Origin of the sequence: Micromonospora nigra (assembly GCF_900091585.1) — a bacterium.
GTDB lineage: Bacteria > Actinomycetota > Actinomycetes > Mycobacteriales > Micromonosporaceae > Micromonospora > Micromonospora nigra.
On sequence record NZ_FMHT01000003.1, the window covers coordinates 2,227,662 to 2,247,004 of the forward strand.

The window sequence follows — 19,343 nt, forward strand, 5'->3', positions numbered from 1 at the left end:
CTGGCCGGTCAGTCAACTGTGTCGGTCCGTTCCCGTACTACCCTCGAATGGCGCACCGAAGGGTGCCGGTCGGGAGGGAAGACCCCGCGGATGGGTTCGGCAGACGTATCGCCGCAGATGGCGTTCGCCCGGTTCGTGCGACGGGCCATCGACGACGCCCGCGAGGAACGCGGCTGGACGGTCACCGACCTGGCGTCGCACACCGGCGTCGGGCGGTCCACCGTCTTCCGGTGGCTGGCCGGCGACTGGCAGGACTACCCCGAACTGGCGAAGGTGCGCGGCTTCTGCGCTGCCCTGAACCTTCCGGTGGCCGCCGCGTTCCGGGCTCTCGGCCTGCCCGACGCCAGTCCGGCCCGCCACCGGCGCGGCGACGAGGGCCCCGTCGAGGCGGACGTGCGGATCATCATGCAGCGGCTGGCCGACCCGGCCGTGCCGGCCGAGGAGAAGCACCACATCCGGGACCTGCTGCGCTACCTGGCCCGCCGGCCTGTCCGCCGGGCCGGCTGACTCCACCGCACCGGCTGGCTCCACCGCACCGCTCGTCGGAATCGCCGGCCGGCGGGCGTCGGCCGAGCAGGCGTCGGCCGAGCGGGCGCCGGTTCGGTGGGTGGGCGGGCATCGACGGCGGGCCGCTGTCAGGGGACGTCGACGGTGAACTCCGCCGTGCGCACCGTGCCGCCGACCTGGAAGTCCAGGTAGAGCCGGTACCGGCCGGGGGTCGGGGTGGTGACCCAGAACGTGACCGTCCCGTCGGCGGCCTCCGGCTCGGGGTGGACGTGCAGGTAACCGAGGTCGCCCTCGCGCAGCGCCACCAGGTGCCCGTACGCGCCGAGGTAGCGTTCCAGCGCCGCCGGGGCACCGCCGGGCCCGGTGACCCGGAAGGTCAGCGGCGCGGTCAGGCCGGGCTGCGGGGTTCCCGTGGAGTCGACCGTGAACCCGTCGACGGTGGCCCCGGTGGCCGCCGCGGGCAGCGGCCGGGGCGCGTACTCCCCCGGCACCACCAGATCCACGCCGAGCGTCGTCGCGGTCTGCCGGCCGTCGTCGGCCACGGCCGTGAAGTCGGCGTACGCGCGCCACACGCCCGGCTGTGGCAGGGTCAGCGGCACCGACCAGGTGCCGTCGGCGGCCATGGTCGGGTGCAGGTGCTGGTAGCCGGTGAGATCGCGGCGGACCACGATCAGGTGCATCGGCCGGTCGTGCACGACGGCGAACCGGGTGGCCGGCCGGCGCTGCGCGTCCCGGATCTGGAAGCGCAGTTCGCCGGCCCGACCGGCGGTGAACTCCACGCCCGACGGGTGGAGCGTCCAGCCGTCGCGGCTGACGGCCAGGCCGCCCGCCTCGGTCGCCGCGCCCTGGTCGACGCCGTGCGAGTGCGCTCCGGTGCCGGGGGTGTGGGAGTGGTCGGTGACGGCGCTGTCGCCACCGGCCGTCGCCGGGGAGGCGGTGCCGTCCACGCGCCCCAGGCCGAAGCCGAGCAGGACGGCGAGGACCAGCCCGCCGACGACCAACGCCAGGCGCAGTGTGCCCCGGTCGGGGACGGCTGACGCCGGATCGGGCGCGGCCGAGGTGGGCTGCGCGCCGCTCTCCCCGACCCGGGCTTCGCCCGCCGTCGGCGTGCCCGGGTCCCGCCGGCCGGTCAGCACGGAACCGAGCACGGGCGCGTGATCTCCCTGCTCACCCATGCCACCACGGTACCGCCGCCCCGTCCCACCGCCCGCTGACCCCGGCACGTCGCACTCGCGCCGACCGCGCCGGGCCGAGCGATCAGGCGGCCGGTCGGAGGCGAGCCGCCGCCCACCGCCCAGGGCGCGCCCGCCTCGGGCCCCCGACCCGGACCGTCGCGCGCCCCCGGAAGGTGGGGGCGGGCGTCGGTCAGGAGGCGACGGCTAGGGCCAGGGGGAGGACGGCGGGAGCGCCGGCACGCCGCAGTTCGCGGGTCACCATGGTCATCGTCCAGCCCGATTCGACCAGGTCGTCGACGAGCAGGACGGGGCCGTCGAGACCGGCCAGGACGTCGGCGAGCGCCGCCGGCACGTCGACGGTGCCGTGCAGGGCGCGTACCCGCTGGGCGCTGTTGCCGCGCGGACCGCCCACCCCCGGCGATCCCGTCGCCGGCACCTGGCCGAGCAGCGGTAGCCGGCCGACGGCGGCGATCCGCTCGGCGAGCGAGCCGACCAGCAACGGGTGGGTGCGGGAGCCGACCGCGACGACGCCCGCCGGGCGGCGCGGCCACGGATCGTCGCCGTGCGCCCACGCCTTCAGCACCTCCACCACGGCCGCGACCACGTCGTCGGGAACGGGGCCGTCGGGCGTGTCCGGCCCGACCAGGCCGCGCAGCCGCCCACCCCAGCCCAGGTCGGACAGCCGGCCGACGGCCCGACCGGGCAGCGCCTGCTCCGCCGGGGCGATCCGCCCCTTGAGGGGTACGCCCACCGCGTCGAGCCCGGTCGGCCAGAGCTTCTTGGGCGCGATCTGCACGCCGGGGCGGCCGAGGAAGGTCTGCGCGGCGGTCAGAGCCGCGTCGGACACGTCCGCGCCGAACAACGGGGTGGCGCACCGGTCGCACCGACCGCAGTCGGCCGCCCCGGTGTCGTCGAGGCATTCCCGCAGGTAACGCATCCGGCAGCCGGGCGTGGTCGCGTACTGCGTCATGGCCTGCTGCTCGGCGGCGCGGGCGGCGGCGACGCGGCGCAACCGGGCCTCGTCGTAGATCCACGGCTGCCCGGTGGCGAGCCAGCCGCCGCGCACCCGGCGAACCGCGCCGTCGACGTCGAGCACCTTGAGCATCAGCTCCAGCCGGGCCCGGCGCAGGTCGACGAGGGGTTCCAGGGCCTGGGTGGACATGGGCCGGTCGGTGGGCAGCGCCGCCAGCACCGCGCGGACTTGCTCCTCGGGTGGAAAGGCCAGCGAGGCGAAGTACCGCCAGATGGCCTGGTCCTCCGGGCCGGGCAGCAGCAGCACCTCGGCGTGTGCCACGGCCCGGCCGGCGCGACCGACCTGCTGGTAGTACGCGATGGGTGACGGCGGCGCGCCGAGGTGTACCACGAAACCGAGGTCGGGCTTGTCGAAGCCCATGCCGAGCGCGCTGGTCGCCACCAACGCCTTGATCTTGTTGTCGAGCAGGTCCTGCTCGGCGGCCCGCCGGTCGGCGTCCTCGGCCTGCCCGGTGTAGGCGGCCACCGACCAGCCCCGGGTACGCAGGAACTCGGCGGTCTCCGTCGCCGCCGCCACCGTGAGCGTGTAGACGATGCCCGAGCCGGGCAGCCCGTCCAGGTGGTCGGCGAGCCAGGCCAACCGGTGCGCCGGGCCGGGCAGGTCGACCACGCCCAGCCGCAGCGACTCCCGGTCGAGCGTTCCCCGCAGCACCAGCGCGTCACCCAGTTGCTCGGCGACGTCCCCGGTCACCCGGGCGTTGGCGGTGGCGGTGGTGGCCAGCACCGGAGTCCGGTCGGGCAGGTTGCCGAGGAAGGTCCGCAGTCGGCGGTAGTCGGGGCGGAAGTCGTGCCCCCAGTCGGAGACGCAGTGCGCCTCGTCCACCACCAGCAGGCCGGTGGTGGCGGCGAGCCTCGGCAGCACGCTGTCGCGGAAGTCGGGGTTGTTGAGCCGTTCCGGGCTGATCAGCAGCACGTCCACGGCACCGGCGTGGATCTCGGCGGTGATCTCGTCCCACTCCGCCAGGTTGGCGGAGTTGATGGTGCGGGCCCGGATACCGGCCCGTGCCGCGGCCTCCACCTGGTTGCGCATCAGCGCCAGCAGCGGCGACACGATCACGGTGGGCCCGGTGTCCGGCGGCGTCGGTGCCGGGCCGGCGGTCGGCCCGGCGGCACTCGGCGCGGCCGGACCGTGACCGCGCAGCAGGGCGGTGGCCACGAAGTAGACCGCGGACTTTCCCCAGCCGGTGCGCTGCACGCAGAGCACCCGCCGCCGGTCCACCACCAACGCCTCGATCGCCCGCCACTGGTCCTCGCGGAGCCGGGCGTGCTCCCCGGCCAGCCGCCGCAGCACCGCCTCGGCCCGCTCGCGTACCGCCGCCCTGTCCTGGCTCATCCGGCATTTCTACCAGCGGCGCAGCGCTGGCATAGGATCGGCGTTCCCGGGCCCGTCGCGGACCCCGCCCCGGCCGGCAGCGGACGGCGGTCCGGCCGGCGACCACCGGCGGCGGCCAACGGTCCGGCGGGCAACCGCCGGCGGCGGCCAACGGTCCGCCCAACGGTCCGTCCCGGCGGCCAACGGTCCGCCGCGGCGGTCGCCGCGCCGGGGCGGCCCACCCACGTACGCGAGGAAGAGAGACCGATGACACTGCGTACCGGCACGACCCGTCGGGTCGGCACCGCCGCCGTCGCCGTCCTGGCCGTCGTCCTGGCGGGCGGCTGCACCGGCTCCGACGACTCCGGCGGGGCCGCCCCGACGCCTTCGCCGTCGCCGGACCCGAAGGCCGACCTGCTGGCCGCGGTGCCGGACGAGGAGGACCCGGCCTTCAGGTTCACCAGCGCCGACAACACCGGCGACGTCTCCGGTGTCGTCGACCCCCTCAACCGGGGCCTCGACATCGACACGGTGGTCAAGGAGAAGGACTTCACCCTCACCATGTCGTTCCGGGTGCTGGAGTCGCGTACCTGGATGAAGGTCGACTTCAAGGGCGCGGAGGAACTGCACGACCTGATGAAGCTGCCGAAGGAGTGGATGGAGCTGGACCTCGCCAAGCTCGACGATCCGGCCGGCGCACCCACCTACGACGGCACCGACCCGGGCAACACCCGGACGATCATCCGGGCGGCCAGTGACATCCAGGAGCAGGAAGGCACCTACACCGGAGTGGTCGACCTGACCGCCGACCCGGCAGTGGCGGAGGTGCTGGAGGACGTCGACGTGGTCGAGCTGGCCGACGCCGCCCGGCAGGTCCCCCTCACCGCCCAGGTGGACGCGGAGGGCAACCTCACCTCGCTCGTCCTGGAGATTCCGGCGGCCGGCAAGCGGAAGGCCACCGAGTACGCCGTGCGGTACTTCGACTACGGCACCACGCCCCCGGTGACGGCGTTCACCGACACGGACGCGACGAAGGCTCCCGCCTCGGCGTACGAGCTGCTCAACGACTGAGGCGATCCGACCGGCCGCCGTCGCCCCGCAGCGGAGGTCACCCGCCCCCGCGCCCGGCCGGCGGCCGTCGCCCCCGTGGCCCGGCACGGCGGCCGTCGCCCCCGTGGCCCGGCACGGCGGCCGTCAGCCCCGTGGCCCCGGTGTCGCGGTCAACGCCCGAACACGGACCCCCCGTTGACGCCGAGCACCTGACCGGTGACGTAGGCCGCTGCCGGGCTGGCGAGATAGCGCACCGCCGCGGCGACGTCCTCGGGCGTGCCGACACGCCCGAGGAGCGTCCCGGCCACCTGCCGGGCGCGCTCCTCGGGCGTCGTCCGTTCGCCGGAGAACTCCGTGTCGGCGACGTACCCGGGACTGACCACGTTCACGGTCACCTCGTCGGGCCCCAGCTCGACGGCCAGGTCGTACGCCCAGCCGTGCAGCGCCGCCTTGGCCGCCGAGTACGCCCCGCCGCCGCCGCGCTGGGCGGCGACGGAGCTGACCAGGATCACCCGACCGCCGGGGCGACACAGGTGCGGTAGCAGCGCCTCGGTGAGCAGGACGGCGGTGAGCAGGTTCGCGTCGAGGTTGGCCCGCCAGTACGCCGCGACGTCCGCCAACGTCCCGGTTCCGCCGCCCCGACGCCCCCCGGCGTTGTTGACCAGCACGTCCACCTTCCGACCCGCGAGCGCGTCGACGACTCGGCCGACCTGCTCGGGGTCGGTCAGGTCGGCGGTCACCGGACGCACCGCGCCCGACCGCCCCCACTCCACCCCGGACCGCTGGGCCGTTGCCTCCAGCACCTCCGACCGGCGGCCGACGATCAGCACGTCGTACCCGTCGCCGACCAACGCTCCCGCGATGGCCGCCCCGATTCCCGTCCCGCCTCCGCTGACCACCGCCACCCGGCGTCGCATGAGTCCGCCCTCCCCGTGTGGATGACCCGTCGATCATGAAGTTATCGCGGTCGATGGTGCCTTGTCGCGGCAATAACTTCATGATCAACAGGGCGGGGGTGGGGCAGCGAGGGTCAGGGGTGGGACGGCGGAGGAAGGGCATGCGGGCGGCGAGGCTGGCCAGGCCACCGGGGAAGAAGTACACCGCCAGGATGAACACCGTGCCGAGCACGAACAGCGGCTGGGACAGCGGCCGGCTGAGGAACGCCGGCAGGGCGTCCACCGCGCCGGAGGAACCGACGGAGACCAGCCGGTGGTCGAGGTAGACGTAGAGGATGCCGCCGAGCACCGGGCCCCACCGGGTGCCGGGGCCGCCGAGCACCACCATCACCAGCAGCGACAGGGTCAGCTCGCTACTGGTGATGTGCGGCGAGGCGCCACCGACGATCAGGCAGTAGACCACCCCACCCGCCGCCGCGAGACCGCCGGCCAGGGTGAACGCCACCAACTTGAAGCGGTACGGGTCGAGCCCCAGCACCCCGATCCGCCGTTCGTCGTCGCGCAGCCCCGCCAGCACCCGCCCGGTCGGCGAGCCGCTGACCCGGTGCACGACGAACACCACCACGACCAGGTAGGCCAGGGCCAGCCAGTACAGGTTGACCGTGTTGGCCACCCCGACCAGGCCCGCCGGCAGCCCGGAGACGTCCAGCGGCAGGCCCTCCTCGCCGCCGGTCAGCCCGCCGAAGTCACGGGCCACCAGGATCGCCCCGACCTGGGCGAAGGCCAGCGTGACCATGGCGAAGGCGATGCCGACCGTACGCAGCGCCACCGCCCCGAGCAGCCCGGCGAGGATCGTCCCGCCGGTGACGGCCAGCAGCGCCGCCTGCCACAGGGGCAGCCCGGCCCGGGTGATCAGGATGTCGGTGCCGTACACCCCGGCGGCGAAGTAGAGAGCGTGCCCGAAGGAGAGCATGCCGGTGCGACCGAACAGCAGGTCGTACCCGGCGGCCAGGCCACCGAAGACCAGGCACACGGCGAGCAGTTGCAGGGTGCCCGGCGAGTTGAGCGCCCCCTCGAAGACGCCCGGCAGGTGCAGCGTCGAGTACGGCAGGACCAGCGCCACCGCCAGCGCGACCAACGGCAGGAAGGGGCGCAGCCGGCCCCACGGCCCGCCGTGCGGCGTCAGTTCCCCGGGCACCGCCGCCGGGGGCGCCGCGCTCTCGGGACTCTTGACCTCGGTCATGCCGTTGCCACCTTTCCGGCGATGCCCTGCGGGCGCAGCAGCAGCACCACGGCCAGCAGTGCGACCACGCAGATGTCGCCCAGCCCGGAGGTGCCGTAGTAGTTGACGAACTGTTGCAGCAGCCCCACCGCGACGGCCGCGTACGCGGACCCGACCACCGAGCCCATGCCGCCGATGACCACCACGATGAAGGCGAAGATCAGCAACGAGCCGCCCTGCTGCGGTGACACGGTGCCGAAGTAGACGCTGCCCAGCGCCCCGGCCAGCGCGGCAGCAGCCCCACCGATGGCGAAGACCAGGGTGAACGCCTTGCGCACGTCGATGCCGAGCGCGGTGACCATCTCCCGGTTCTCCACCCCGGCCCGGATGATCAGGCCGTAGCGGGTCCAGCGGAGGAATGCCAGGATCGCCCCGAGCACCAGCACCGCCGCGACGATCAGCAGCAGGCCGCCGTTGGGCACCTGTGCCCCCAGGATGCCGGTGACCTGCCGGGTCCACTCCGGGCGCGGAAACGGCCGGGCGTCGGCACCCCACACGGCCTGGAGCAGCGCCACCCCGGCCAGCGACAGGCCGACGGTGACCAGCACCTGCTCGATGGTGCGGGAGTAGAGCGGGCGGATCAACACCAGCTCCACCAGCACCGCGACCAACGTGCCGGCGGCCACCCCGAAGGCGACCGCGAGCACGAACCCGAAGCCGTCCGGGCCGGCACCGGGCAGGTTCCCGGCCGCCCACCAGGTCGCGTACGCGCCGACGCCGAGGAACAGCCCGTGCGCGAAGTTCAACACGTCGGCCAGGCCGAACACCAGCGACAGCCCGGAGGCGACCAGGAAGTACAGCGCCGCCAGGCCGAGCCCGGTCAGCGTCAACAGGATCACGGTGTCCATCAGTGGCTGTCCTTCGGCGTCGTGGCGGGCACGGCGGCGGGGTCGGCGGCGCCCGGCTCGCCGGGCGGCCCGACGTGGTGGTGGCCCTCGGCCGAGCCGACGCCGAGCAGTGACCTCGTCAACGCGGCCTCCGACAGCAGCTCCCGCGCGTCACCGGCCCAGGCCACCCGCCCGGCGGCGAGCACCACCGCGTCGTGGGCGAGCCGCCGCACCACGGCCAGGTTCTGCTCGACCAGCAGCACCGGCACGTTCTCGGCAACCCGTTCCAGCACCTCGGCCACCTCGGTCACCACCTTCGGCGCCAGCCCCTTGGTGGGCTCGTCGACCAGCAGCAGCCGGTTGTCGTTGAGCAGCACCCGACCGATGGCGAGCATCTGCTGCTGGCCGCCCGACAGCGAACCGGCCCGTTGCCGTCCGCGCCGGTCCAGCTCGGGGAAGAGGGCGTACACCCGGTCGTACGCCGGGGTGGTGCCCCGCCGTTCGGCGAGCCGCAGGTTCTCGGCGACGGTGAGGCCGGCGAAGACGCAGCGGTCCTCCGGCACGTAGCCGAGCCCGTCACGGACCAGCCGGTGGGTGGGGCGTTCCAGGAGGCTGCGCCCGTCCATCCGGGCCTCGCCGCGCACCTCACCGGCGCGGGGGGTGAGCCCGACGACCGCGCGCAGCGTCGTGGTCTTGCCGACGCCGTTGCGGCCGAGCAGCACGGTGACGCCGGTGGGGGCCACCGTGAACGACACCCCCTGGAGGATGTGCAGTCCGGCGATCCGCACGGACAGGTCCCGCACACTGAGCACCGGTTCCATCAGAGGGACTCCCCCAGGTATGCCTCTTGCACCGTCGGGTTGGCCATCACCGTCTCCGGGGTGTCGCAGGCCAGCAGCGCGCCGTGGTGCATGACGGCGATCCGGTCGGCCAGTTCCAGGATCACGTCCATGTGGTGCTCCACCATCAGCACCGCCCGGCCGCTGTCGCCGGTCAGCGAGCGGATCACCTGCACCAGTTCCGGCACGTCCTCGGCGCTGACCCCGGCCATCGGCTCGTCGAGCAGCATCACCCGCGGTTCGGCGGCGAGCAGCAGGGCGATCTCCAGCTTGCGTTTCTCGCCGTGGGCGAGGGTGCCGGCGAGCGCCGTACCCCGGTGGGCGAGGCCGACCCGGTCGAGCGCCGCGTCGGCGGCGGCGGCCACCTCCCGGTCGGCCGCCGCCCGCCGCCACAACTTCATCGAACCCCCGCGGTACGCCTGCACGGCGAGCCGGACGTTCTCCCGCACGCTGAGCGAGCCGAAGACCGAGGACGCCTGGAAGGTACGCCCCAGCCCGAGCCGGGCCCGCCGGTGCGGCGGGAGACCGCCGATGTCCCGCCCGTCGAGGGTGACCTGGCCCTCGGTGGCCCGGCGCAGCCCGGTGATCAGGTTGAACAGCGAGGTCTTGCCGGCGCCGTTGGGCCCGATCACGCCGAGGAACTCCCCGGGTGCCAGGTCGAGGGTCACCTCGTCGACGATGGCGACCTCACCGATCCGCCAGGTCAGACCGCGGGTGGCGAGCATCGGCGATCAGCCCTTCATCGCCACGACGGGCGGGGCGGTCTCGTCGCCGGTGAGCGCCTTCTGCACGGTCGCGGTGTAGTCCGTGCCGCTGCCGGTCAGACTGGCCTGGAACATGGGCTGGAGCAGGGCGTGGTCGTCGGCGCGGATGGTCATGGCACCCTTGACGCCCTCGAAGCTCCAGCCCTCCAGGGCGGTCACCATCTTCTCGACGTCGTCGCCGCCCTCCTCGATCGCCCGCACCACCATCTGGGCGGCGGCGAAGCCGTCCGGGTGGAACAGGTCGAGGACACCGCCGGGCACCTTCGCCTTGGCGGCCTTCGCCGCCTCGGTGTCGGCCGCCCCGTCGAACCAGTGCGACAGGAACGAGATCTTGCTGCCGGCCGCGCCGAAGGTGGGCCAGGTTGCGCGGATGTCCAGCCCGGTGACCACCGTCGTGGAGGTGAGCACGCCCTGCTGGTCGAGGGTCTGCCACATGGCCGGTCCGGTGGTGCCGGCCCAGGCGACGAAGAGCAGGTCCGGCTCGGCGGCCTTGATCTGGCTGGCGAACGGGGTGAACTCGGTGGCGCTCGCCGGCGCCCGGACGCTGGTGACCGTGGCGCCCGCACCGCCGATGACGGCCTTGACGGCCGCCTCGTTGGCGTCGCCGAACGCGCCGTCCTGGGCGAAGACCACCACCTTCTTGCCGGCCGGGTCACCGATGAACGACCTCGCGGTCACCACGTCCTGGTACGACTGCCGGCCCGAGCGGAACGTGTACCTGTTCGCGCCGGTCAGGCCGTCCGTGGCGGCGGGACCGGAGATGAACAGGACCTTGTTCTGCGCGGCGATCGGGGCGACCTGGAGGGCCACCCCGGACGCCGTCGAACCGGCGATGATCCTGTGCCCCTTGCCGATCAGGTCCTTGGCGGCGGAGACCGCCTTGGCCGGGTCGCCCGCGTCGTCGACCTCGGTGATCTCGACGGCCCGGTCGCCCACCTTGCCGGTGCCCTTGGTGGCGAAGTCCAGGCCGGCCCTGAACCCTTCGATGTACTGCTTTCCGTAACTGGCCAGCGCGCCCGACTGGGAGTAGACCAGGCCAACCTTCACCGGGGCGGCGTTGTCGCCGTCACTGCCGGTGGCGGTGTCCTGCGGGCTGCCGCAGGCCGTGGCGGCGAGCGCCGCGGCCATCATCGTGGCGGCGGAGAGGAACACCCGCCGCGTCGTCCGGACCGTCATTGCGACTCCACGTGAGGACTGGGAGGAAGGAACGTCATGTGTCGGCTCACGCTAGAAGTGACGTCACCCACGGGCTATGTGGCGGAAACACACAAGTAACGGAGGTGGGGTGGCCGGCCGGTACAACACCGGGGCGGCGAGGGCGGCGTCCCGGGTGGGCGATGGCCTCCGCCCCCACGCGCACACCCACCGATGTGTCGCCCCGGGCCACCGGCCGGGCCACCGCAGGTAGCGGTGATCGGCTCCGCATTGCAACGACTTGCGGCAAGTTGGTGTGATCCGGCGGCTTGATCGCCCGATTTGCCGCAAGCAGAGTCGATCATGACGGCGGTCGGCCCGACGTGCCGCACGTCGCGTCGATCAGGCAGGCGGGCAGCACAACCGGCCGGAACTGGCGCTGTCCCGCCGCGACCTCGGCACGCGGTCCCGGGGTCCGGCAGCCCCGGATCCCGGAACTGCCATCGGTCCGCCACCCGGAGACGGGTGACGGACCGACACGTGGCAGATCAGAACGAGCCGGGTCGACCGTCGAACGGCTGATCACCCGCCCTCAGGTGGTCGAGGTTGCCCCGCTGTCGAGATGACACCGGTCAGGGTGTCGGAGCGGCGGCACCCGCCCGACCAAGGGCAACGGTGGTCAGCGGCGGGGCAGCCCCGACCGGGCGGCCACCGCGGTGTCGGGGTGGTCGGTGAACACGCCGTCGAGCCCCAGCCCGTAGAACAGCTCGTACTCGGCCTGGATGTCGCCGCGCGCGTTCGGGTCGGTGCCGATGCGGAGGTCGGCGGGCAGGAACATGTTCTCCGCCCGGAACGTCCAGGCGTGCACGACCAGCCTCTGCCGGTGCGCGTCGCGGATCAGGGTGGTGGGGGCGAGCAGCCGCCCGGCGGAGTCGCGGGGCACGATCAGGTTCTTGTTCGCGCCGATGCCGTCGGCGTACCGGGAGATCCACCGCAGGCCCGCCGGGGTGGCCAGGTCACGGTAGGTGCGGGCGTCCCCGGCGGCGGTGAAGTCGTACGGGCGGCCGGTGGCGTCGAGGAGCTGGACCAGCTTCACGTCGATGACCCTGTCCAGCGCGCGCAGGTTCGCGGTCTCGAAGGACTGGATGATCACCGGGGCGGAGCGCCTCGTCCACCCGTTGCGCCGCAGCACCTCGACCAGCGGCTGCTCCAGCGCCAGCCCGATGGAGGCGAAGTACGTCGGGTGCTTGGTCTCCGGGTACACGCCGATGGTGCGGCCCCGGGCCCGGCTCTCGGCCCGGGCCAGGTCGATGACCTCCTGGAGGGTCGGCACCTGGAACCGGCCGTCGAAGGCGGTGTTCGTCACCCGCACCTGCGGCAGGCGCTCCTTGGCGCGCAGCGTGCGCAGCTCGGCCAGCGTGAAGTCCTCGGTGAACCAGCCGGTCACCGTCACGCCGTCGATGGTCTTCGTGGTGCGGCGGTCGGCGAACTCGGGGCGGTCCGCCACGTCGGTCGTGCCGGAGATCTCGTTCTCGTGCCGGGCGACCAGCACGCCGTCGAGGGTGGAGACCAGGTCCGGCTCGATGTAGTCGGCACCCTGCCGGATCGCCAGCCGGTACGCCTCCAGGGTGTGCTCCGGCCGGTAGCCGCTGGCGCCCCGGTGGCCGATGACGATCGGCCGGTCGGTGGCGTGGGCCCGGTCCTGGTGGGCCGGGCCGGCCGAGGCGGCCACCGTGGGCACGGCCACGGCGGCGGCCAGCAGGGCCACGGAAACACCGAGGGCGGAAAGGGAACGTCGCAACGCCGTCTCCTGTCGTCGAGGGATCGCCCACAGCAGACCGGGCGGGTCTGGCCGGCAGTTGGTCGACGCCTGACCAGCGGGTGAACGCTCTCCGGCACCGTTTCCCCACCCCGAAACGCCGGAGAAAGGAAGATTGTCTGGTGCGCCGGTTCCTTCGTCACCCCGTCCGGCTGGTGCCGCTCGCTTTCCTGGTGACGATCCTGGCCAGCACCGGCCTGCTGATGCTGCGTCCCGCCACCATCGAGTACCAGCGCACCGGCTTCGTCGAGGCGTTGTTCACCGCCACGTCGGCCATCTCGGTCACCGGCCTGACGGTCACCGACACCCCCAACTACTGGTCCGGTTCCGGGCTCGCCCTGATCACCGTGCTCACCCAACTCGGCGGCCTGGGCATCCTCACCGGTGCCGCGCTGGTCTTCCTGACGGTTTCCCGGCAACTCGGAATACACAACCGGCTGCTCGTCCAGGCCGAGACGCAGGAGTACGGCGTCGGCGACGTCCGCCGGCTCGTGCTGCGCATCGCGGCCACGGCGCTGGCCTGCGAACTGGCCATGACGGTCGTCCTCACCGGCCGGCTCTGGCTGGCGTACGACTACTCCCCGGCCCGAGCGCTCTGGTCGGCCACCTTCCACTCCGTGCAGGCCTTCAACAACGGCGGTTTCACCCTCTACACCGACAGCCTGCTGGCGTTCTCCCGCGACCCCTGGGTCTCGCTGCCGCTGGCCATGGGCGGCATCGTCGGCGGACTCGGCTTCCCGGCCCTGTTCGAGGCCGCCCGGCACTGGCGGAAGCCGAAGCGCTGGGCGGTCGCCACGAAACTCACGATCTGGGGCAGCGTGGTCCTGCTGGTCGTCGGGTTCGCCGGCCTGCTGCTCGCCGAGTGGGCCAACCCACGCACCCTCGGCCGGTACGACGTGCCCGGCAAACTGCTCGCCTCGTTCGGGCAGAGCGCCTTCGCCCGCACCGGCGGCTTCGAGATGTTCCCGACCGACCTGCTGACCGAGGAGAGCTATCCGCTGCTGATCGGTCTGATGTTCGTCGGCGGCGGCAGTGCCAGCACCGCCGGCGGCATCAAGGTCTCCACGTTCTTCCTGCTCGGCTACACCATCTGGGCCGAGCTGCGCGGGGAACCCGACGTGACCGTCGGGCACCGCCGGGTGGCGACGTCCAGTCAGCGGCAGGCCCTCGCCGTCACCCTGCTCAGCGTCGCTCTGGTGGCCGGCGGCACCACCATGCTGATCCTGTTGACCGAGGGCGTCGTCTTCTACCAGGCACTGTTCGAGGTCGTGTCGGCGTTCAGCACCACCGGGCTGTCGGTCGGCATCTCGTCGTCGCTGTCCGACGGTGGGCAGTTGCTGCTGACCGCCCTGATGTACGTCGGCCGGGTCGGCCCACTCACCCTGGGCTCGGCACTGGCCCTGAACACCCGCCGCAGGCTGTACCGCTACCCGGAGGAGCAACCCATTGTCGGCTAGGAACACGGACTCCAACGGCATCGTCGTGATCGGGCTGGGGCGCTTCGGTTGCCACCTGGCCAGCGCGCTCGTCGCGCTCGACCACGAGGTGCTCGCCATCGACCACAGCCCCGAACAGGTGCAGCGGTGGTCGAACCACCTCGAGCGGGTGGTGCAGGCCGACGCCACCGAGGAGGGCGCACTACACCAGCTCGGGGTGGCGGAGTTCCGTCGGGCGGTGGTCGCCATCGGCGCGTCGGTGGAGGCCAGCGTCCTCACCGTGCTCGCCCTGGTCGAGCTGGGTGTGCCGCAGATCTGGGCGCGGGCCACCTCGGACAAGCACGCGAAGATCCTGGACTCGGTCGGCGCGCACCATGTGATCTTCCCCGAGGCGGAGACCGGCGAGCGGGTGGCGCACCTGATCGTCAGCAAGATGCTCGACTTCGTCGAGTTCGGCGACGACTTCGCCATCGCCAAGGTCCGGGCCCCCGGCACGCTGGTCGACCGCACCCTGGGCGAAATCGGTCCGGCACAGCGGTGCGGCGTACGGGTGGTGGGGGTGAAGCTGCCCGGCGAACGCTTCCGCTACGCCACGGACGACATCCGGCTGGGCCGCGACAGCATGCTGGTCATCGAGGGCACCATCGAGCAGGTGCAGGGCTTCGCCGCGCTCAGTTGAGCCGGGCACACCGCTCAGTCGTCGTCCCCGCCGTCGTCGTCACCGTCATCGTCGTCATCCCCGTCGTCGTCATCCCCGTCCCCGTCCGCGTCCGGGGTGACCGCTTTTTTTCCGCCACCCGACCCCTTCTTGGCGCCCTTGGGCTGAGGCTTCCCCTTACTCCCGTCCGCCGGTTTCGCCTTCCCGTCGTTCGACGGCTTCCCCTTGGTGCCGCCCGAGCCGCCCTTGGTCGAGGTGGTCGCCTTCTTCGTCGGGGTCTTCGGGGTCGGCTCGACCTTCGGTGCGGTGCCCGCGACCCCGGAGACCTGCACCGCGCACGCCGACTCGCCGACCCGGAACTGCACCGGCAGTGGGTTCGCACCCGTGTACGTGCCGGTCAGGTCGACCTTCTCCGCGGCACCGGGCGCGAGCGCCGGACGCTCCGGCACCGGCTGCACCACCACTGCCCGGCCCTGCTGACGCACCGGCGCGGGCGCCGCCTTCGTCACCGTCTGCCCGCCCGGGAAGGTGAAGCTCATCGTCCAGTCCCGCAGCTCCCGGTCGCCGGTGTTGGTCAGGGTCACCTCGGCGGTGAAGTCCTTGCCCGAGTCGGTGCGCAGCGCGTACGTGACCTGGCACGGGACCCGCTGCTCGACACCCATCCGGGCCTGCGTGGGCTGGTCGATCCCGCCGCTGGCCGGGCTACGCGAGGTCACCCCCCACACCGCACCCGTCACCGCCAGCAGGCCGGCCGCGACCACTCCCGCCTCGATCCGGCGTCGCCGGGCCGTCGCCCGGCGGGCCCGTGCCCCGGAGAACGGCAGCGCGTCCGTCGCCGCCGACCAGGGCAGGATGGTGGTGCCCACGCTCGCCAGCAGGGCCGGGTCGGTGGGCGTGCCCTCTGCGGTGACCGGCACCGCCGGAACCATCCCGGCCGCCTCGGCGAGGGTACGGGTCAGTTCCGCCGTCGACGGGCGGTCAGTCGGCTGCTTCGCCAGGCAGCGGTGCACCAACGCGACCACGTCGTCGGGCAGCCCCGGCACCGGTGGCATCGGTTCCGGGTCGTTGTACATGTGGGCGCGCAGCATCTGCGTGGTGGTGTCGGCCTGCCAGGGCAGCCGACCGGTCAGCATCCGGTACAGCAGCAGGCCCACGGCGTACACGTCGGTGGCCGGGGACACCTGGCCGATGTCCAGCCGCTCCGGGGCCAGGTACGCGGGGGTGCCGAGCAGTGCGCCGTCCGGGCCCTTCTCGCTCTCCCCCACCAGCGCGGAGATGCCGAAGTCGACCACCTTCACGCCGGTCGGGGTGAGCATGACGTTGCCCGGGGTCACGTCCCGGTGCACCACGCCCCGGGCGTGCGCGGTGGCCAGCGCCGAGGAGACCTCCGCGCCGATCGCCACCGCCTCCCGCCACGGCAGGTGCCCGTCGCGGGACAGCCGCGCCGTGAGCGGGGCGCCGTCCACCAGCTCCATCACGACGTACGGCACGGTCAGCCCGACCTGCTCGGACTCGCCGTAGTCGTACACGTTGGTGATGTTGGGGTGGCACAGCCGCGCGGAGGCCTGGGCCTCGATCCGGATCCGGTGCCGGAAGGCCCGGTCGGCGGCCAGCCGCGACGCGAGCACCTTCACCGCCACCTGACGACCGAGCACCTCGTCGTAGCCGCGCCAGACCACGGACATGCCACCCGCGCCGAGTTGCTCGATGAGCCGGTACCGCTCACCGAGCAGCTGCGCGCCCTTGCGTGCCGCTCCACCCATGATGTGCGTTGTTGCCCGGCCCCGGGCCGGCTACACCTGGCCGGTCGGAATCGGTCAGGCAATCACCCGATCAGGCGGTGGCGAGCAGTTGGTCCACCGGTGCGTAGTCGTCGGTGAGGACCAGGGCGTCACCCGCGAAGGCCGTCAGGTCGGCACCGGAGAGCAGGCTCACCGGCTCCTCGTCGGCGTCGAGACGGGCCCGTACGGCGGCCAGCGGCAGCGGCGCGTCCGACGCGACGATCAGGAAGTTCGCGCCCCGCTCCCCCGCGAGGGCCTCCGGCGGGGCGATCAGGGCGACGTGCCGGAACTCGGCGGCGACGGTGGCCACCTCGCTGCGGATGAAGCGCAGCGGCGGATAGTCGATCACGTTCTGCACGTAGACGCCGCCGGGCCGGGTGACCCGGCGTACCTCGGCGACCATCTCCCGGGTCGCCAGGTGCCAGGGCACCACCAGGTGCCCGAAGGCGTCGCCGACCACGAAGTCGCGGCTGTCGGTGCCCTCCTCCGCGACGAGCATCCGGGCGTCGCCCACCACCGCCCGCAGGTCGGGCCCCTGGCGTACGCCGAGCTTCTCCTCGCTGAGGTCCACCAACCCGCCGTCGATCTCGAACACCACGTTGTCGGTGCCCGGCCGGGTCGCCGTCAGGTAGCGGGGCACGGTGAACCCGCCGCCCCCCAGGTGCAGCGCGTCGAGACGCCGCCCCGGCGGGGCCACCACGTCGGCGACCGCCCCGATCCACCGGGTGTACGCGAACTCCAGGTGCGTCGGGTCGGCCAGATCCACGTACGAGTGCCGTGCCGAGTTGAGAAGCAGCGTCCGCCCGCTGTCCCGCGCCGGATCGACCTCCACCCGGGCGCAGTGGTACGCCGTCTCGATGTCGCACGGGTCCGGTGCGACGGTGGTCAGGCCCACCCCGACCAGGCCCAGCACCGCCAGGGCCGCCTTGGCGCGGGCCGGGCCGGGCAACTCGGTGCGGTCCTGCCGGTGCAGCCACACGCCGAGGGCGATCCCGGCGACGCCGAGCGCGGCGGCCAGCCCGAACAGGATGACCGTGCTGGGCAGCGCGGCGACCAGCACGAAGCCGGTGACGAGGGTCGCCGTGACCGCGCCGAGCGTACCGACGCTGGACAGCTTGCCCACCACCTGACCGGTGCGGCGCAGGTCGGCGAGCTGAAGCTTCACCACCAGCGGGGTGACCGCCGACAGCAGCAACGCCGGCACGAACACGGCCAGCGCGACCAGCAGCAGGACGGCGCTGGCCGCCCCACCCCGCAGCACCTCCCCGGCGTAGCGCACCACCGGCAGGGTGACCGCCGTGGCGACACCGGACAGCACCAGCGCGGGGGCCAGCAGGGTGCGCGGGTCGCGCCGGTCGGCCAGTCGACCGCCCGCCCAGGCCCCGTACGCGATCGCGGCCAGCGCGATGCCGATGACCGAGCTGGTCACCTGGAGGGTGACCCCGACGTACGGGCCGACCAGCCGCAGCGCGGCGGTCTCCAGCACCAGCACGGCGCCGCTGGAGAAGAACACCAGGAAGGCGGCCAGGGCGTTCGGCAGGGCCCGTGGCGGTGCCGGGTCGGGCAGGGCGGGCGGGACCGTGACGTCGGGCGTTGGGGAACTCACCCGCGCGATGCTACGCAGTGAAACTGGGTCGCCGGGTCAGTACATCGAGAGATGAACATGGTTCGTGTGGTCGGCGGCCGGGCTGCCACTGCCGCCGTACGCCCGCCAGCCGGTGCCCGGGTGCCAGATCTGGCGGTACCAGATGACGTAGAGCACACCCAGCCGGTTGGCGTTGCGCACGTGCCAGGCGGCCAGGCTGTCGCCGTAGGACTTGTCGCCGCCGGTGGCCGTTCTGTCCTCGAAGCCGCCCGTGGCGGCCGAGAAGTCGCAGGCGCGACCCTTGGGGTGTTCGCCCGACCCACCGCTGCGGTAGCAGGAGACGTACCTTTTGTAACCGGCCGCCTTCGTCTGGTTGAGGGCGTTGAGAGTGCGTGGCGTGATGCAGCCGGACGTGGTCGGGTCGTCCACGGAGCACGACTCGGACGGCCACGAACCGTCGGAGTTGCGCGGCGCGGGCCTCGCCGAGGTGGAGCTGCCGCCGCTGAACCCGCCGCTGGAGCCGGAGCTGACCTCCGCGAGGGCGGCCTCCGCCTCCTTCTTCTTCTTGGCCATCACGGCGAGTTGCTTGCGTTGCTCACGCACCTCACCGTCCAGGGCGATCTTGGCCTGGCGGGCCTCCTCGCGGGCGTCGGTCAGCTCCCGCACCCGCCGGCCGTCGCGCTGAGCCAGCATGTCGAGACTCGCCGCCCGCTGCACGAACAGCTCCGGGTTGGCGCTGTCGAGCAGCATCGCCGCCGGGGTCAGCCGCCCCACCTTGTACGACTGCGCGGCCACCTCGCCGACCTGCGCGGTCAGGTCGACCAGCCGGGTCTCCATCATGGTCACCTGGAGGGCCAGTTCCTTCTGCCGCTTCTTCGAGGTGTCCAGCTTGCGCTTGGCCTCGATGTGCGCCTTGGCCGTGGCCGCCAACGCGTCCCGCAGCTTCTTGGTGCCACCCTCGTTCGGTTCGGCGTGAGCGGGCACGGCACCCAGACCGAACAGCAGCGCCGCGACGGCGAGCAGGGTGGTCAACGGGCGGGCACCGCGCCACCCGACGGGCATGGTCCTGCGCACGAAGGCATCCTTCCGGTCAACCGCCGGCCCCCGAGGAGCGACCCGGCGGCGTCTCCACCGGCGCCGGACGGCGGCCTGCTGGCGGAGACCGCCGGTCAGAATACCGGACCGCACGCCGTCGTCCCTCCCCGCGAACCCCGAGCACCGCCGATGCTCCACACTCCGCGACCAT

Annotated in this window: 15 protein-coding genes and 1 pseudogene; 4 read left to right on the forward strand and 12 right to left on the reverse strand. The window is 73.1% G+C overall.

Annotated features, from left to right (window positions below; all coding sequences use genetic code 11):
* Positions 1–90: 90 nt before the first annotated feature.
* Positions 91–507, forward strand: coding sequence for a helix-turn-helix domain-containing protein (locus GA0070616_RS09460; protein ID WP_091079555.1), 417 nt, complete (start codon positions 91–93; stop codon positions 505–507).
* A 128-nt stretch (positions 508–635) separates the two neighbouring features.
* Here GA0070616_RS09460 and GA0070616_RS09465 read toward each other — a convergent pair whose 3' ends face one another.
* Positions 636–1,682 carry a hypothetical protein gene (locus tag GA0070616_RS09465; protein ID WP_245712710.1) on the reverse strand — a complete coding sequence of 349 codons (1,047 nt, stop codon included), beginning with the start codon at positions 1,680–1,682 and terminating at the stop codon, positions 636–638.
* A 190-nt stretch (positions 1,683–1,872) separates the two neighbouring features.
* Positions 1,873–4,047: a RecQ family ATP-dependent DNA helicase gene (locus GA0070616_RS09470; protein ID WP_091079559.1), complete on the reverse strand. Its 2,175-nt coding sequence runs from the start codon at positions 4,045–4,047 to the stop codon at positions 1,873–1,875.
* A gap of 246 nt (positions 4,048–4,293) precedes the next feature.
* Between GA0070616_RS09470 and GA0070616_RS09475 the strand changes: the two genes are divergently transcribed.
* Positions 4,294–5,097: a hypothetical protein gene (locus tag GA0070616_RS09475; RefSeq protein ID WP_091079561.1), complete on the forward strand. Its 804-nt coding sequence runs from the start codon at positions 4,294–4,296 to the stop codon at positions 5,095–5,097.
* A 149-nt stretch (positions 5,098–5,246) separates the two neighbouring features.
* Here the strand turns inward: GA0070616_RS09475 and GA0070616_RS09480 are convergent, their stop codons facing one another.
* The 7 genes and pseudogenes from GA0070616_RS09480 to GA0070616_RS09510 form a co-directional block, all read right to left on the reverse strand.
* Positions 5,247–5,993, reverse strand: coding sequence for an SDR family NAD(P)-dependent oxidoreductase (locus GA0070616_RS09480; RefSeq protein WP_091079564.1), 747 nt, complete (start codon positions 5,991–5,993; stop codon positions 5,247–5,249).
* Positions 5,994–6,117: 124 nt separating this feature from the next.
* A pseudogene (locus GA0070616_RS09485) lies at positions 6,118–7,215 on the reverse strand (branched-chain amino acid ABC transporter permease); the annotation flags it as partial.
* On the reverse strand, positions 7,212–8,102 hold the full coding sequence (locus GA0070616_RS09490; protein ID WP_091079566.1) for a branched-chain amino acid ABC transporter permease: 891 nt from the start codon (positions 8,100–8,102) through the stop codon (positions 7,212–7,214). The pseudogene GA0070616_RS09485 and the gene GA0070616_RS09490, both read right to left, overlap by 4 nt.
* Complete coding sequence (locus tag GA0070616_RS09495) at positions 8,102–8,902, reverse strand: ABC transporter ATP-binding protein (RefSeq protein ID WP_245712711.1); 801 nt, start codon at positions 8,900–8,902, stop codon at positions 8,102–8,104. Before GA0070616_RS09495 ends, GA0070616_RS09490 begins: the two co-directional genes overlap by 1 nt.
* Positions 8,902–9,645, reverse strand: a complete 744-nt coding sequence (locus tag GA0070616_RS09500) for an ABC transporter ATP-binding protein (RefSeq protein ID WP_091079570.1) — start codon at positions 9,643–9,645, stop codon at positions 8,902–8,904. The genes GA0070616_RS09495 and GA0070616_RS09500 overlap by 1 nt, the downstream gene beginning before the upstream one ends.
* 6 nt (positions 9,646–9,651) lie before the next feature.
* On the reverse strand, positions 9,652–10,860 hold the full coding sequence (locus tag GA0070616_RS09505; RefSeq protein ID WP_091079574.1) for a substrate-binding domain-containing protein: 1,209 nt from the start codon (positions 10,858–10,860) through the stop codon (positions 9,652–9,654).
* A 637-nt stretch (positions 10,861–11,497) separates the two neighbouring features.
* On the reverse strand, positions 11,498–12,619 hold the full coding sequence (locus GA0070616_RS09510) for a glycerophosphodiester phosphodiesterase (RefSeq protein ID WP_091079578.1): 1,122 nt from the start codon (positions 12,617–12,619) through the stop codon (positions 11,498–11,500).
* 140 nt (positions 12,620–12,759) lie between these two features.
* Between GA0070616_RS09510 and GA0070616_RS09515 the strand changes: the two genes are divergently transcribed.
* Positions 12,760–14,094: a TrkH family potassium uptake protein gene (locus GA0070616_RS09515; protein WP_091079582.1), complete on the forward strand. Its 1,335-nt coding sequence runs from the start codon at positions 12,760–12,762 to the stop codon at positions 14,092–14,094.
* The gene (locus tag GA0070616_RS09520; protein WP_091079585.1) at positions 14,084–14,752 is read left to right on the forward strand and encodes a potassium channel family protein; all 669 of its coding nucleotides are present in this window, start codon (positions 14,084–14,086) and stop codon (positions 14,750–14,752) included. The genes GA0070616_RS09515 and GA0070616_RS09520 overlap by 11 nt, the downstream gene beginning before the upstream one ends.
* Before the next feature lie 14 nt (positions 14,753–14,766).
* Here GA0070616_RS09520 and GA0070616_RS09525 read toward each other — a convergent pair whose 3' ends face one another.
* From GA0070616_RS09525 to GA0070616_RS09535, 3 genes are all read right to left on the reverse strand, one after another.
* Positions 14,767–16,494 carry a serine/threonine-protein kinase gene (locus GA0070616_RS09525; protein ID WP_091079589.1) on the reverse strand — a complete coding sequence of 576 codons (1,728 nt, stop codon included), beginning with the start codon at positions 16,492–16,494 and terminating at the stop codon, positions 14,767–14,769.
* Positions 16,495–16,564: 70 nt separating this feature from the next.
* Positions 16,565–18,118: a fused MFS/spermidine synthase gene (locus GA0070616_RS09530; protein WP_091079593.1), complete on the reverse strand. Its 1,554-nt coding sequence runs from the start codon at positions 18,116–18,118 to the stop codon at positions 16,565–16,567.
* Between the two features lie 36 nt (positions 18,119–18,154).
* Positions 18,155–19,171 carry a coiled-coil domain-containing protein gene (locus GA0070616_RS09535; protein WP_425412933.1) on the reverse strand — a complete coding sequence of 339 codons (1,017 nt, stop codon included), beginning with the start codon at positions 19,169–19,171 and terminating at the stop codon, positions 18,155–18,157.
* Between the last annotated feature and the right edge of the window lie 172 nt (positions 19,172–19,343).

What these genes read in the sequence shown, in the direction of transcription:
- GA0070616_RS09525 (WP_091079589.1), bottom strand. Translation starts at nt 16,494, where the DNA reads ATGGGTGGAGCGGCACGCAAGGGCGCGCAGCTGCTCGGTGAGCGGTAC.
- GA0070616_RS09460 (WP_091079555.1), top strand. Translation starts at nt 91, where the DNA reads ATGGGTTCGGCAGACGTATCGCCGCAGATGGCGTTCGCCCGGTTCGTG.
- GA0070616_RS09470 (WP_091079559.1), bottom strand. Translation starts at nt 4,047, where the DNA reads ATGAGCCAGGACAGGGCGGCGGTACGCGAGCGGGCCGAGGCGGTGCTG.
- GA0070616_RS09480 (WP_091079564.1), bottom strand. Translation starts at nt 5,993, where the DNA reads ATGCGACGCCGGGTGGCGGTGGTCAGCGGAGGCGGGACGGGAATCGGG.
- GA0070616_RS09505 (WP_091079574.1), bottom strand. Translation starts at nt 10,860, where the DNA reads ATGACGGTCCGGACGACGCGGCGGGTGTTCCTCTCCGCCGCCACGATG.
- GA0070616_RS09490 (WP_091079566.1), bottom strand. Translation starts at nt 8,102, where the DNA reads ATGGACACCGTGATCCTGTTGACGCTGACCGGGCTCGGCCTGGCGGCG.
- GA0070616_RS09475 (WP_091079561.1), top strand. Translation starts at nt 4,294, where the DNA reads ATGACACTGCGTACCGGCACGACCCGTCGGGTCGGCACCGCCGCCGTC.
- GA0070616_RS09465 (WP_245712710.1), bottom strand. Translation starts at nt 1,682, where the DNA reads ATGGGTGAGCAGGGAGATCACGCGCCCGTGCTCGGTTCCGTGCTGACC.
- GA0070616_RS09495 (WP_245712711.1), bottom strand. Translation starts at nt 8,902, where the DNA reads ATGGAACCGGTGCTCAGTGTGCGGGACCTGTCCGTGCGGATCGCCGGA.
- GA0070616_RS09500 (WP_091079570.1), bottom strand. Translation starts at nt 9,645, where the DNA reads ATGCTCGCCACCCGCGGTCTGACCTGGCGGATCGGTGAGGTCGCCATC.